The organism is Nonomuraea sp. NPDC001831 (assembly GCF_042892035.1).
In the GTDB taxonomy this organism is placed as follows: Bacteria; Actinomycetota; Actinomycetes; order Streptosporangiales; family Streptosporangiaceae; genus Nonomuraea.
This window is the reverse complement of record NZ_JBIATU010000020.1, coordinates 81,836-95,212: the sequence shown is the minus strand read 5'-3', so window position 1 is coordinate 95,212 and position 13,377 is coordinate 81,836. Positions and strand designations below refer to the sequence as shown.

At 71.2% G+C, this 13,377-nt stretch carries 13 protein-coding genes; 8 read left to right on the top strand and 5 right to left on the bottom strand.

Translation table 11 applies throughout. From position 1 onward, the window contains the following. Positions 1-240 precede the first annotated feature (240 nt). Positions 241-1,491, top strand: coding sequence for an MFS transporter (locus ACFYYW_RS42235; RefSeq protein ID WP_387658365.1), 1,251 nt, complete (start codon positions 241-243; stop codon positions 1,489-1,491). Here the strand turns inward: ACFYYW_RS42235 and ACFYYW_RS42230 are convergent. Genes ACFYYW_RS42230 through ACFYYW_RS42220 form a run of 3 tightly spaced genes read right to left on the bottom strand, consistent with a single transcriptional unit; the run spans position 1,483 to position 3,852 of the window. Then, on the bottom strand, positions 1,483-1,962 hold the full coding sequence (locus ACFYYW_RS42230; protein ID WP_387658362.1) for a hypothetical protein: 480 nt from the start codon (positions 1,960-1,962) through the stop codon (positions 1,483-1,485). The genes ACFYYW_RS42235 and ACFYYW_RS42230 overlap by 9 nt on opposite strands. A 57-nt stretch (positions 1,963-2,019) precedes the next feature. Further along, the gene (locus tag ACFYYW_RS42225; RefSeq protein ID WP_387658359.1) at positions 2,020-3,174 is read right to left on the bottom strand and encodes an NAD(P)/FAD-dependent oxidoreductase; all 1,155 of its coding nucleotides are present in this window, start codon (positions 3,172-3,174) and stop codon (positions 2,020-2,022) included. 39 nt (positions 3,175-3,213) lie between these two features. After that, positions 3,214-3,852, bottom strand: coding sequence for a hypothetical protein (locus ACFYYW_RS42220; protein ID WP_387658356.1), 639 nt, complete (start codon positions 3,850-3,852; stop codon positions 3,214-3,216). 84 nt (positions 3,853-3,936) lie between these two features. Here ACFYYW_RS42220 and ACFYYW_RS42215 point away from each other — a divergent pair, with 84 nt between their 5' ends. From ACFYYW_RS42215 to ACFYYW_RS42185, 7 genes are all read left to right on the top strand, one after another. After that, positions 3,937-4,566 (top strand): helix-turn-helix domain-containing protein, encoded by a 630-nt coding sequence (locus ACFYYW_RS42215; protein WP_352324970.1) that lies wholly within the window; start codon positions 3,937-3,939, stop codon positions 4,564-4,566. 77 nt (positions 4,567-4,643) lie between these two features. Then, complete coding sequence (locus ACFYYW_RS42210; protein ID WP_387658352.1) at positions 4,644-5,813, top strand: homogentisate 1,2-dioxygenase; 1,170 nt, start codon at positions 4,644-4,646, stop codon at positions 5,811-5,813. After that, entirely contained in the window at positions 5,795-6,568 is a 774-nt protein-coding gene (locus ACFYYW_RS42205; RefSeq protein ID WP_352324973.1) for a hypothetical protein, read from the top strand. Before ACFYYW_RS42210 ends, ACFYYW_RS42205 begins: the two co-directional genes overlap by 19 nt. Continuing rightward, positions 6,565-7,668 carry a fumarylacetoacetase gene (fahA, locus tag ACFYYW_RS42200; protein WP_387658348.1) on the top strand — a complete coding sequence of 368 codons (1,104 nt, stop codon included), beginning with the start codon at positions 6,565-6,567 and terminating at the stop codon, positions 7,666-7,668. The genes ACFYYW_RS42205 and fahA overlap by 4 nt, the downstream gene beginning before the upstream one ends. A 78-nt stretch (positions 7,669-7,746) precedes the next feature. Beyond that, entirely contained in the window at positions 7,747-8,898 is a 1,152-nt protein-coding gene (locus ACFYYW_RS42195) for an Ig-like domain-containing protein (RefSeq protein ID WP_387658345.1), read from the top strand. A 90-nt stretch (positions 8,899-8,988) separates the two neighbouring features. Next, a complete protein-coding gene (locus tag ACFYYW_RS42190; RefSeq protein ID WP_352324976.1) occupies positions 8,989-9,420 on the top strand; it encodes an NfeD family protein in 432 nt (143 codons plus the stop codon). 4 nt (positions 9,421-9,424) lie between these two features. After that, a complete protein-coding gene (locus ACFYYW_RS42185) occupies positions 9,425-10,510 on the top strand; it encodes an SPFH domain-containing protein (RefSeq protein WP_352324977.1) in 1,086 nt (361 codons plus the stop codon). 46 nt (positions 10,511-10,556) lie between these two features. Here ACFYYW_RS42185 and ACFYYW_RS42180 read toward each other — a convergent pair whose 3' ends face one another. Beyond that, entirely contained in the window at positions 10,557-11,726 is a 1,170-nt protein-coding gene (locus ACFYYW_RS42180) for a Gfo/Idh/MocA family protein (protein WP_387658341.1), read from the bottom strand. Positions 11,727-11,752: 26 nt separating this feature from the next. After that, the gene (locus tag ACFYYW_RS42175; RefSeq protein ID WP_387658338.1) at positions 11,753-13,375 is read right to left on the bottom strand and encodes a hypothetical protein; all 1,623 of its coding nucleotides are present in this window, start codon (positions 13,373-13,375) and stop codon (positions 11,753-11,755) included. Positions 13,376-13,377 lie beyond the last annotated feature (2 nt).

Here is a 13,377-nt window from a genome sequence, read left to right as displayed (position 1 = left end):
TACACCCCTGCACGACCCTGACCCACCCGGTAGGCGGCGCCTCCTCCCGGCGGGACGGGTGATCGACCTGCGTGTCAGGCATGCCTCGGAAACTACGCGAGAACCGGGCACGGTTCTTGCCCGGCGCCCGCACTTTTCCCGACCGGTCCTGTCACCGCCGTGACAAATATTGGGACGACAACCCGCCGCCACAAACGGCAGACTGGGACGGATTTGACCGTTTTCGAGGGGACCGGCCCAGTGCACAACTACCTTCGCGACCTCGGGCTGCTCCGCGACCGCAAGTTCGCCCTGTTGTTGTCCGCGCGGACCATCTCCATGCTCGGCAGCGCCTTCGCGCCCGTGGCGCTCGCCTTCGGCATCCTCGAACTGCCCGGCGCGAACGCCACGACGTTGTCGGTGGTGCTCACCGCCGAGTCGCTGCCCATGATCGTGTTCATGCTGATCGGCGGGGTGATCGCGGACCGGCTGCCGCGGCAGCGGGTGATGATGGCCGGCGAGCTGCTCATGGCGCTGGGCTACTTCGCGCTGGCGGCGATGATGCTGACCGGCTGGGCGCCGCTGCCCGTGATGAGCGTCGCGGCGGCGGCCTGCGGCGTGGGCACGGCGATCATGTTCCCGGCGCTGACCGGCATCATCCCCGAGGTCGTGCCCGCCGACCGGCTGCAGGCCGGCAACGCCCTGCTCGGCCTCGGCGCGAACGCCTCGCGCGTGACCGGGGTGGTGCTGAGCGGCGCCACGGTGCTGTGGTTCGGCGGCGGCTGGGCCCTGCTGGTCAGCGGCGCGATGTTCGCGGTGGCCGGCGTGCTGATCGCGCTGCTGCGCCTGACCCCCGCCGAGCGCGCGGCGGCCGAGCGGCACTCGGTGCTGGCCGACCTGCGCCACGGGTGGCGGGAGTTCAGCTCGCGGCAGTGGATCTGGGTGGTGGTCGCCCAGTTCTCGGTGCTGGTGATGGCGATCCAGGCCGGGCACGGCGTGCTCGGGCCGCTGCTGGCCAAGGAGACGCTGGGCGGGCCGGCGGCCTGGTCGGCGTTCCTGGCCGGCGAGGCCGTCGGGACGATCGCCGGGGTGCTGGTGTCGTTGCGGCTGCGCCCGCGCCGGCCGATCCTGCTCGGCACGCTGCTGTGCCTGCCGACCGCGCTGCCGTACGTGCTGCTCGGGCTCGACGCGCCGCTGTGGGCGATCGTGGCGGGGGCGTTCGTGCTGGGCGTGTGCTTCGACGTCTTCGGCGTGTTGTGGCAGACGACGATGCAGCGCGAGATCCCGGCGGAGTCGTTGTCGCGGGTCAGCTCGTACGACGCGCTCGGGTCGCTGATGTTCGGGCCGATCGGGCTCATGCTGGCCGCGCCGGCGGCGGTGGCCTTCGGCACCGAGGGGGCGCTGCTCGGCTGCGCCGCCCTCGTCGTGCTGTCCACGCTCGCCGCGCTGGCCGCGCCGGGGGTGCGCAACCTGCGCGCCCCCGAGCCGGAGCCGGAGCCGGTCTCACTCTGAGCGGAACCAGGCGTTGGCCCGCGGCTGGAACATCAGCGTGACGGCCCCGAGGACGGCCGTCACGTGCAGCACCCGGCTGATCGTGAAGAGCCAGGTCACCACGTCGGCCCCGGCGGCGGCCTCGGCGATCGAGCCGCCGTGCAGCAGCCACTGGATCGGCCCCACGACCAGCGACAACGTGCCGAAGACGCCGAGCCCGACGGCCAGCGTGAGCCTGGCCCAGTTCCGTCCCGCGCGCATCCGCAGCGCCAGGAAGACCGCCGCGGCGAACACGGCCACCCGCAGACCGGCGCCGGGCAGCAGGTCCAGGACGCCCGAGGTGCCCTCGTAGAGCTCCCTGCCGACGGCGAGCACGGTCTCGAACGCCCCCGCCGCGACGGCGGACATCCACAGCAGCGCGGCGGCGTGCACGACGGGCGGCGGCTGGGGGGTACGGGGCTCGGCGGTCTGCGAGGCGAGGGCGGCGGTCATGGCGGGCTCCCTGTCGTGTCGGCTACAGGGAAAGTCTGATCCGCGGGCCCGCGCCGATCATGCCCGTCGTCCCCCGAATCCCGGTGAGGCGGGCCCTACCCCGAGGTCTCCGCTCGTGCGCAGGCCGCGGGCGACGGCGCGCTCGTGGCCGAGCCCGAAGCGCGGCTCGGGGGCGCGCTCGCCGTCCAGGATCGAGGCCACGTACGCGGCCAGGGCCGGGGCGTGCTTGAACCCGTGGCCCGAGTCGCCGCCGAGCAGCCACACGCCGGGCGCGTGCTCGGCGATGATCCATTCGGCGTCGGGGGTGAGCGCGTACTGGCAGACCTGGCTGAACAGCACCGGCGCGGTCGCCAGCGAGGGGAACCTGCGCCGCAGGTAGCCGCGGGCCTGCTCGACCGCGGACGGGTGCACCACCCGGCTGCCCCCCTCCGGCTCGTACGGCTCCCCTTCGGCGTCGGAGGTGGCCTTCATGCCGACCCCGTCCACGTCGCCGTGCCCGTAGGCCGAGGAGCCGTAGTCCATCCAGGCGGGCGTCTCGGGGGACGACCACGCGGCGGGCGCGGCGAAGTGCACCGTGTCCTGCCTGGTCACCGTGACCGGCACGGAGAACAGGCCGGGCAGCCAGGCGCCGCACGCCCACACGACCCGGTCGGCCCGCCGCACCTCGCCGTCCACCTCGACCGCGCTCAGCCCCGGCACGGGCGCCGCCCGTCCTCTGACCAGCCGGACGCCGGCCGCCAGGGCCAGCCGGGCGGTCACCTGCGTCGCCCGCCGCGCCCTGAGCACGCCCGCGTGCGGCTCGTGGAGCAGGAAGCTCAGGTCGTCGCCGCGGTAGTCGGGGAAGAACCGCCGGCCGTCCGCCGGGTCGAGCACCTCAACCGGGATGTCAAGATTTTTCAGTACTTGGGCGCTGGCGTGCTCCCACCCGTCCGGCCGGGCCGCGAACCACACCACACCCGACTCCAGGAACAGATCCTCGCCGGCCCGCTCGCCCAGCCGCCGCCAGCCCTCCCGCGCCTCCCAGGCCAGCCGCGCGTACCAGTCGTCGGCGCCGTGCGCGCAGCGCAGGAGCCGCGTCTCCCCCGCGCTGGCCTGCCGGACGTGTCCGGGCTTGTGCTGTTCGACCAGGGTCACCTGCCAGCCGGTTTCGGCCAGCCGCAACGCCAGCGACGACCCCCATATACCGGCTCCGACCACAATGACCGATTTCATGGAACCACCGTGACCGCAGGAACCGCCCCGCGCAAGGGCTCAGACGATGATCAACCGGACCACGACGCCCGCGCAGTTGCCCGCCACGCAGACGCGCACCGGGACCTCGGAGATGCCGGCCGCCTGGGGCACCCCGCCCACGTGCCCGTCGGGGCCGATCGTCACGCCCGCGGGCAGCTTGGCGTGGTCGGTCACGCTGAAGGTGGGGACGACGCCCGGGGGACCGCCGTTGATGCCGATCTCGCCGGCCAGCGGGACGCCGACGCGGCCCGGGAAGGTCAGCTCGCGCGGCTCCCATGGAACGTTCCCGAGCACGACGAGGGTGATGAGCTGCTCCTCGCACGCGTGCCCGGCGCAGAGCCGGACCGGGGCGATGAACGTGCCCACGCGCGAGGGCGTGCCGGACAGCCGCCCGCTCGCGTCGACGCTGACCCCCACGGCGACGTAACCGGCGCGGAAGGTGACGCCCTTGGCGACCGGCAGCAGCCACTGGCTCACCGTGATGCCCTGGGTGAGGTAGAAGGTGTTCTCCACCAGCCGGTCGCCCTCCGCGCGCGGCGGCGGGTCGATCAGGGTCTCCCTCGCCATGTACGCGATCGGCGTGGTGAGCGACGGCACGGCCGGCGGCAGGGCGCAGAGGGCCAGCCCGGCGACCAGGAACAGCCACCTCTGCCGCATCTCCACCCCCCCGACGCCTCTCGTCCCTACGTACCCCTTCACCGTGCTCTTTCACTGGTCAGCGGTCACTCCATAATCGAAGTCATGGCCGCCGAATCCGCCCAGACGCTCGAACGCGGGCTGCGCCTGCTGCGACTTCTCGCCGACGGGAAGGGCGGGCGCACCCCGACCGAGCTGAGCACCGAGTTGTCGCTGAGCCGGCCGGTGGTCTACCGGCTGCTGACGACGCTGCTGAACGAGGGGTTCGTCCGCCGCGACGCCGAAGGCCGGGTGCATCTCGGGTTCGGGGTGCTGGTGCTGGCCCAGGCCGTGCAGCCGTTGCTGCGCGCGGCGGCGGTGCCGACGCTGCGGCGGCTGGCCGAGCAGGTGGGCGCGACGGCCCACCTGACCGTGGCCGAGGGCGACGACGGGCTGGCGGTGGCGGTGGTGGAGCCGTCCTGGACCGACCTGCACGTGGCCTACCGGGAGGGGTCGCGCCATCCGCTGGCGAAAGGCGCGGCGGGCCGGGCGATCCTGGCCCTGCGCGAGGGGCGCGACGAATACCTCGTGACGGAGGGGCAGTTGCAGGTGGGGGCGCGGGGCATCGCCGCCCCCGTGACCGGGCTGCCGTGGCTGGAGGCTTCGGTGGGGGTGGTGACGTTCGGCCCGCTGGAGGAGGGGACGGGGCCGCGCGTGGTGGCGGCGGCCGCCGAGCTGGCCGCCGCGCTGGGTTGACATCTCCACACCGATGTCGGACGGTAGTCACACATAGAGGACACATGCGTCCGGTAAGCGGACAACATGGAGGGCGGATGCCGTACTACCGCGTCGTTGGGGAAGTGCCCCGCAAACGGCACACGCAGTTCAGGCGGCCGGACGGCGGCCTCTACGCCGAGGAGCTGATGGGCGAGGAGGGCTTCTCGTCCGACTCCTCGCTGCTCTACCACCGCCACCTGCCCACCGCGATCATCAAGGCCGAGGCGGTCACGCCCGCGTCCGCGACGCGGCTGGAGCCCAACCTGCCGCTCTCCCCGCGCCATTTCCGCACGCAGGAGCTGTCCAGCGCCGGTGACCTGGTCGACGGCCGCATCCTGCTCGCCGGCAACGCCGACGTCCGGTTGTCGTACGCCACCAGCGACCGCCCCAGCGAGCTGTACCGCAACTCCATGGGCGACGAGTGCGTCTACGTGCAGCGCGGCTCGGTCCGCTTCGAGTCCACCTACGGCGTCATCGAGGCCGGCGAGGGCGACTACGTCGTCGTCCCGACCGGCACGATCCACCGCTGGGTGCCCGACGGGCAGGTCAACGTGCTGGCCATCGAGGCGTCCGGGCACATCAGGCCGCCCAAGCGCTACCTGTCGCAGTACGGGCAGTTCCTGGAGCACGCGCCGTACTGCGAACGCGACCTGCGCGCCCCCTCACAGACCCTGCTCGTGGAGGGCGAGGAGGTGCCCGTCCTGGTCCGCACGCGCGGCGGCCTGACCAGGCTCGTCTACCGCAACCACCCCTTCGACGTGGTCGGCTGGGACGGCTACCTCTATCCGTACGCCTTCAACATCGACGACTTCGAGCCGATCGTGAAGAAGACGCACGCGCCGCCGCCGGTGCACCAGACGTTCGAGGGGCCCGGGTTCGTGGTCTGCTCGTTCTGCCCGCGGCCGCTCGACTACCACCCCGAGGCCATCCCGATCCCGTACAACCACCACAACGTGGACTCCGACGAGTTCATGTTCTACGTGGGCGGCGACTACACCGCGCGCAAGGGCTCGGGCATCGACGTCGGCTCGGTCTCGCTGCACCCGGCCGGCTTCACCCACGGCCCGCAACCCGGCGCGGTCGAGGCGGTGATCGACGCGGTCGCCCGCGGCGTCACCACCACGAGCGAGATGGCCGTGATGGTCGACACCTTCCGCCCGCTCGACCTCGGGCCGGGCGCGCTGTCCTGTGAGGATCCCGGCTACGCATGGACCTGGGCACGATGAGTCTCTACGCCGAACTGGTCGACGACGCGGGCCTGTTCCCGCCGACGTCGCTGCACATGGACGAGGCGCTGGCCCGCAACCAGCGCGACCTGGAGCACGGCAACGGCGTGCTCACCCACCGCTTCCTCTGCCCGGCCAGCCGGCTCGACCGGCTGCGCGGGCACGCCTACCGGCCGCGGCGCATCGGGCTGATCGTGGACACGCCCGAGCTCCCCGACTTCGGCGACCTGCCGGTGGACTTCGTCGAGATCCCGCTCGGGGCCGACGAGTCCGTCGCCGGGCTGGCCCGGCGCCTCGGCCTGCCCGCGCACGTGCGGCTGTTCGTCGAGGTCCCGCCGGACCGGAAGGTCGCCGGCGTGCCCGACGGGGTGGGGCTGAAGGTGCGCTGCGGCGGGCTGAAGGCCGAGGCGTTCCCGTCGGTGGAGCACCTCGCGGCGTTCGTCCGGGGCTGCGTCGAGGCCGACGTCCCGTTCAAGGCCACGGCCGGGCTGCACCACGCGGTGCGGCACTTCGACCCGAGCCTCGGCGTCGACCGGCACGGCTTCCTCAACCTGCTGCTGTCGGTCTGCGAGGCTGTGGAGGGCCGCGACCCCGCGGCCGTGCTGCGCACCACCGACGTCGGCCACCTCGTACGGCTGGCCGGGGCCGTGACGGAGGAGACCGCGAAGCGGGCGCGGCGGCTGCTGGTCAGCTACGGCTCCTGCAGCACCGGCACGCCCATCGAGGACCTGCAGACGCTAGGAGTGATTCAGTGAGCTGGGGAGTGGACAACCTGCCCTACGGCGTGTTCTCCCGCCGGGGCGAATCGCCCAGAGTGGGCGTCAGGTACGGCGACAAGGTGCTCGACCTGGCCGCCGCGCTGCACGACGAGGTGTTCGCCGCCCCATCGCTCAACCCGTTCATGGCGAGGGGCCGCTCGGCCTGGCACGACACCAGGACCCTCATCCAGAACAAGCTGACCGGCGACTCCTCGGTCACCGAGAGCCACCTGATCCCGCTCGACCAGGTGCGGCTGCACATGCCGTTCGAGGTGGCGGACTACGTCGACTTCTACTGCTCGCTCGACCACGCGAGCAACATCGGGCGCATCTTCCGTCCTGACGCCGAGCCGCTGCTGCCCAACTGGCGTCACCTGCCCGTCGGCTACCACGGCAGGTCGGGCACGGTCGTGGTGTCCGGCACGCCGGTCCGGCGTCCGCACGGCCAGCTCAGGGCCGGGGTCTACGGGCCGTGCGCCAAGCTCGACATCGAGGCCGAGCTGGGGTTCGTGGTCGGCGTGCCGTCGGAGCTGGGCTCGCCGGCCGGCGCGTTCGAGGACCACGTGTTCGGGGTGACGCTGGTCAACGACTGGAGCGCGCGCGACATCCAGGCGTGGGAGTACGTGCCGCTGGGGCCGTTCCTGGGCAAGTCGTTCGCGACCTCGGTCTCGCCGTGGGTCACGCCGCTGGAGGCGCTGCCCAGGGTCCCGGGCCGCCCGCAGGACCCCGAGCCGCTCGACTACCTGCGCAGGCAGGGCGACTGGGGCCTGGACATCGCCGTCGAGGTCGTGCTCAACGGCGACGTGATCTCGCGTCCGCCGTACCCGAGCATGTACTGGACGCCCGACCAGATGCTCGCCCACATGACCGTGAACGGCGCCTCCCTGCGCACCGGAGACCTGTTCGCCAGCGGCACGATCTCCGGCCCCGAACGCGACGAGCGCGGCTCGCTCATCGAGCTGACCTGGAACGGCGCCGAACCGATCAAGCTGTCCGGCGGCGACACCCGCACCTTCCTCCAGGACGGCGACACGGTGACGATCCGGGCCACCGCGGGCGGCCTGACATTGGGCGAGGTGTCCGGAACCATCGGATAAGTAACTCAAGGTGCTTCGACCGTCACTCACCGCTAACCTGGGAACTCCCCTTCCCTCGGAAAGCCCTCGGAGAGTGACGTGCGGCGTGCCGCGATCCTGTGTGTCGCCTTCCTCCTGGCCTGCTGCGGCTGCGGTCCCGTCGGCGACTCCCCGGCCGCGCCCGCGGTCGTGCACGTCTTCCCCGCCTTCGACGCCAAGCGGGCCCGTCCCGACAAGGGGCTGGTCATCACGGCGCAGGGCGGCCGGCTGACCCAGGTCCTGGTCTACGAGGGAGGCGAGCACGTCCCGGGCCGGCTCGACGCCTCGCACACCAGGTGGCGCTCCGACTGGACGCTCAAGCCCGCGACCGAGTACACCGTCACCGCCACGGCCGCGGGCGAGAACGGCCCGTCCACGGTCTCCATGGGCCGCTTCCGCACCCGCGCCGCCGAGCACACGTTCGGGGTGGCCGCCACCGCGCCGCTGCCCGGCGAGACCGTCGGCGTGGGCATGCCGGTCGTCATCGACTTCGACACCCCGATCCAGGACAAGGCGGCCGTCGAGCGGTCGCTGGAGGTCACCACGAAGACCCCGGCCGAGGGCGCCTGGCGCTGGACCAGCGACACGCAGGTGGTCTACCGCACCCGCCGGTTCTGGACCTCGGGGCAGCAGGTGATGGTCAGCGCCCACCTGGCCGGGGTGCGCCCGGCCCCCGGCGTCTACGGCACCCTCGACTCCACCTTCGCCTTCACCGTGGGCCGCAGGCAGACCAGCACGGTCGACGCCCGCACCCACCAGATGGTCGTGCGCCGCGACGGCAAGGTGGTGCAGCAGATGGCCATCAGCGCCGGCATGGCCACCACGCGCGAATACACCACCACCAGCGGCATGCACCTGACCATGGACAAGGGCAACCCGGTCCGCATGATCTCCCCCGGCCGCACCAAGGGCGACCCCGGCTATTACGACCTGCTGATCGAGCACGCCGTGCGCATCTCCAACAGCGGCGAGTACGTGCACGCGAAGGACAACGTCTGGGCCCAGGGCAGGGAAAACGTCAGCCACGGCTGCATCAACGCGCGCCCCGACCAGGCGGCCTGGTTCTACGCCGGTTCGCTGCGCGGCGACCCCGTGCTGATCACCGGCACCGCCCGCCAGCTGGAATGGGACAACGGGTGGGGTTTCTGGCAACTTCCGTGGGACAAGTGGGTCCTGGGAAGCGCCCTGGCGGCCCCGCCGGCCGGCCGGTGACGGGTGCCCTGCGGACGAACGGGGGATTACGGTGGTAAGGGGGAACCAGTCGCACACACAGGCCCGTTATAGGTTCAGGAGGGCCGGAGCATGGATGAATGGGTCATCTGGATAATCCTCGCAGTCGTCCTCGGTGTGGCCGAACTGTTCACTCTCACGGCGGCCCTCGGGCTCCTGGGCGTGGCCGCTCTCCTGACCGCCGTGACGGCCGCCGTCGGGCTGCCCGTCCCCTTGCAGATCCTCGTGTTCGCCCTGTCCTCCGCGGCGGGGATGGTGGTCATCCGGCCGCTCGCCGTCCGCCATCTTCAGCAGCCGCCGTTGCAGCGTTTCGGCGTGGAGGCGCTGGTCGGCAAGCCCGCGTACGTGGTCTCCGAGGTCACGGGCCGCGACGGGCGGGTCCGTATCGGGGGTGAGGAGTGGTCCGCACGCGCTTATGACGAGACCCTGGTGATCCCCACCGGGGCGACCGTCGACATCATCGAGATCGAGGGCGCCACGGCCCTCGTGTATCCACGGGAGTGACCACATGGACCCGTTGCTGATAGCCGGACTGCTGATCATCCTTTTCGCCGCGTTCACCGTGCTCAAGGCCGTGCGGATCGTGCCACAGGCGCGGGCCCGCAACGTGGAGCGGCTCGGCCGCTACCACCGCACGCTCAAGCCGGGTCTCAACTTCGTCATCCCCTACGTCGACCGCGTCTACCCGATGATCGACCTGCGCGAGCAGGTGGTGACCTTCCGCCCGCAGCCGGTCATCACCGAGGACAACCTGGTCGTCGAGATCGACAACGTCCTGTACTTCCAGGTCACCGACCCGCGGGCGGCGGCGTACGAGATCGCCAACTACATCACGGCCATAGAGCAGCTCACCGTCACGACCATGCGTAACGTGATCGGCTCGATGGACCTGGAGAAGACGCTCACCTCGCGCGACACCATCAACAGCCAGCTGCGCGGCGTGCTCGACGAGGCCACCGGCAAGTGGGGCATCCGGGTCAACCGCGTCGAGGTCAAGGCCATCGACCCGCCCAAGACCATCAAGGACGCGATGGAGAAGCAGATGCGGGCCGAGCGTGACAAGCGGGCCGCGATCCTCAACGCCGAGGGCCAGCGCCAGTCGCAGATCCTCACGGCCGAGGGTGACAAGCAGAGCCGCATCCTGCGGGCCGAGGGCCAGCGCTCGGCCGCCATCCTGGAGGCCGAGGGCCAGTCGCGCGCCATCGACCAGGTCTTCCAGGCCGTCCACCGCAACGACCCCGACCCCAAGCTGCTGGCCTACCAGTACCTTCAGGTGCTGCCGCAGCTCGCCCAGGGCAGCGGCAACACGTTCTGGGTCATCCCGAGCGAGGTCACCTCGGCGTTGCAGGGCGTCTCGAAGGCGTTCACCGAGGCGCTGCCGAAGTCGGCCGCCACCCGCGAGGAGCAGCCCCGGCCGTCGGAGGAGCTGGACAGGGAGATCGCGGCGGCCTCGGAGGCGGCGGCCGAGGCGGTCGCCGACGCGCAGGAGGCCGAGAGCCCCAAGGGCCCCCGCCAGATCGCCCAGGCCGTCGACGAGCCGTCCCCGTTCCCCGACCTGGAGCGCGAGCGCGAGCCCAAGGACACCGGCCGCTGACGTCCGCCGGGGCCGCGCGGGTTCTCCCGTCCGGCCCCGGCGCCGTTCAGCGCTGGCCGTTGTCGAAGTACGCGGCCAGCTCCGGGTCCAGCGGCGGCACGTCGTACGGCATGCCGCCGTCGCGCAGCGACATCGTGGCCATGTACCCGGCGGCGACGCTCATCCGGGCCGCCACCGGTGAGGTGTCGGTCGCCCCGCCGTCCCTGACGAACCGGCAGAACTCGGCCATGATCTGCGGGTCGGCCCCGCCGTGCGAGCCCTGCGCGGCCGGCACCCGGTAGGCGATGTCGCAGTCGTCCCGGTAGGAGGTGGGGCCGGTGTTCCACACCTTGACCGTGTCCCCCGGGCCGTCGCCGAAGTTCTCCAGCCGGCCCTCGGTCCCGATGACCGTGTAGTTGCGCACGTAGTCGGGGCTGAAGTGGCACTGCTGGTAGGCGGCGATGACGCCGTTGTCCAGGCGCATGTTCATGACCGACACGTCCTCGACGTCGATCACGTGGTTCAGGTCGCGCCGCTGCGTGGGCGGCCACTCGAACTCCCGCAGCCAGCCCTCCGGCCGGGGCGTCCCGGGCTCGCGGCGCGGCAGGTCGCCGTAGACCATCAGGTCGCCGAGGGCGTTCACGCGGGTGGCGTAGCCGCCGGCCAGCCAGTGGATCACGTCGAGGTCGTGCGCCGCCTTCTGCAGCAGCAGGCCCGTGGTGCGGGTGCGGTCGGCGTGCCAGTCCTTGAAGTAGTAGTCGCCGCCGTAGGACACGAAGTGGCGTACCCACACGGTCTTGGGCTCCCCGATCACACCCTTGCGGATGATGTCCCGCATCAGGCGCACCACGCCCATGTGGCGCATGTTGTGCCCCACGTACAGGCGGCTGCCCGTCTCGCGGGCGGCCCGCAGGATGTTGTCGCAGCCCTCGACGGTGATGGCCATCGGCTTCTCCAGGTAGACGGCCTTGCCGGCCTGGAGAGCGTCGATGGCGATGCGCTCGTGCGTGTCGTCGGGGGTGTTGACGACGATCGCGTCGAGATCCGGCCGGTCGAGCAGCTCGCGGTACTCCCCGGTCAGGAACTCCGCCTCGAACCGCTCCGACTGCTTCTTGAGCACTGCCGGGTCGGAGTCGCACAGCGCCGCCACGACCGAGCCCCCGCCCGGCTGGTGGGCGGCCAGGGCGAGACTCGTCCGCAGGCCGAGCCCGATGACTCCGATGCGCAGGTCTTCCACAAGTGTCCTTTCAAACGGTAGAACGGTCAGCCCTTGGCGATGGAGGCCTCGTACTCGGCCCGCATCGCCTCGCCGCCCCTGCCCAGCCACTTCTTGACGAAGGCCGGCCAGTCCGACATCGACTTACGCCCGGTGACGATGTCGTCGACCATGTCCTTGCCCATGGTGCTCAGCTCGCCGTTCTTCTGGGTGTAGGTGTCGGAGAAGTGGCCGGTGGTGACGCGCTCCTGAAGCATAGGAGCGATCTTGGTCTCGAAGTCGTGGATGAGCTTGGTGCGCTCGGGCTGGCCGGGCAGGAACAGCGCGGACGGCGACCCGATCACGAACGAGAGCGGCTGCTGCGTGGTGGGCACCTCGGCCTTGCCCTTGTCGGTGAAGGCGAGGTCGCCGTCCTTCTTGGTGAAGTGGGTGCCCTCGACGCCGAAGTTGACGCGCTCGTACTCCTCCGTGCCGAACGGGGCGGCCAGGTAGTTGAGCACGCCGAGCAGGGTCTCGATGCGCTTGGCGGCCACCTTCTTGCTGATCGAGGTGAAGCCCACCGAGCCGAGCCCGGCGTTGTAGACCGGCTTGGACGACGGCGTCGCCGCGAACGGCACGATCGCGCCCAGGTTGTACTTCTGGGTCTTGGCGTCGTTGAGGAAGCCGGGGAACGACTCGACGTACGCGCCGATCTGGCCGTTGGCGACCTTGTCCTTGATGGTGGCCAGGGCGGGGTCGGGCCAGAACAGGTTGGCCTTGAAGCACTTGACCGCCAGCTCCAGCGCCGCCTGGTACTCGGGCGTCTCGAACTGGTGGATCAGCTTGCCGCCGGTCAGCTTCCAGGTGTTGGGGGCGCCGTACCAGTGGCTGAACATGTGCACGTGGTTGTAGTAGCTCGGTTCGAGCGGGTACTTGTTCTTCTTCACGTCGAGCAGCTGCTTGGCCTTGGCCAGGAAGTCGTCGGCGCTGGTGAACTCGGTGCCGCCGACCGGCTGCCAGTAGTCGGTGTTGACCAGGAAGACCTGGCCGAAGCGGCTGTAGGCGACCGCGACGCCGTACAGCTTCCCGTCGGTGACGGCGGACTTCCAGGTCACGTCGCCCAGGTTGGCCAGGTTCGGGTACTTCTTGATCGCGTCGCCGCTCAGGTACGACGTCAGGTCGTGGAACTTGGCCGCCAGCAGCTCCGGCACCCGCTGCAGGCCCTGGTTCGGCGGGAACCAGACCAGGTCGGGCAGGTCGTCGCTGGCGATGATGGCGTTGAACTTGTCGGGGTAGCCGTCGCCCACGACGATGTTCATGCTCCACTCGGAGCCCAGGGCCTTGCTCAGCTCCTGCAGGTAGGTGTTCTGGCCGGGGGCGGGCGGGGCGACGTCCCACGTCTGGGTGAGCGAGGTGATCTTCTGGCCGTCGCCCGGCGGGGTGGCGACCGACTTGACCAGCTCGCTCGGGTACTTCAGGTACGCGGGGTCCTGGCCGGCGTCGATCGGCAGGTCGGGCGTGGGGATCTTGGCGGCGGTGTACGTCGGCAGCGTCAGCTTCTTGGACAGATCCGCGCCGCCCTTCTTCACGCCTGCGGGGCCGCTCTCGCCGCCGCAGGCCGCGAGCCCGGCGACGGTGGCGCCGGCGAGCGCGAGTCCGAGGAATCCACGACGGGACATGATGGATGACATGG

Coding starts and splice junctions, on each gene's coding strand:
- ACFYYW_RS42230 (WP_387658362.1), bottom strand. CDS start 1,962: ATGACCGCCGCCCTCGCCTCGCAGACCGCCGAGCCCCGTACCCCCCAG.
- ACFYYW_RS42225 (WP_387658359.1), bottom strand. CDS start 3,174: ATGAAATCGGTCATTGTGGTCGGAGCCGGTATATGGGGGTCGTCGCTG.
- ACFYYW_RS42220 (WP_387658356.1), bottom strand. CDS start 3,852: ATGCGGCAGAGGTGGCTGTTCCTGGTCGCCGGGCTGGCCCTCTGCGCC.
- ACFYYW_RS42215 (WP_352324970.1), top strand. CDS start 3,937: ATGGCCGCCGAATCCGCCCAGACGCTCGAACGCGGGCTGCGCCTGCTG.
- ACFYYW_RS42210 (WP_387658352.1), top strand. CDS start 4,644: ATGCCGTACTACCGCGTCGTTGGGGAAGTGCCCCGCAAACGGCACACG.
- ACFYYW_RS42205 (WP_352324973.1), top strand. CDS start 5,795: ATGGACCTGGGCACGATGAGTCTCTACGCCGAACTGGTCGACGACGCG.
- ACFYYW_RS42190 (WP_352324976.1), top strand. CDS start 8,989: ATGGATGAATGGGTCATCTGGATAATCCTCGCAGTCGTCCTCGGTGTG.
- ACFYYW_RS42185 (WP_352324977.1), top strand. CDS start 9,425: ATGGACCCGTTGCTGATAGCCGGACTGCTGATCATCCTTTTCGCCGCG.
- ACFYYW_RS42175 (WP_387658338.1), bottom strand. CDS start 13,375: ATGTCATCCATCATGTCCCGTCGTGGATTCCTCGGACTCGCGCTCGCC.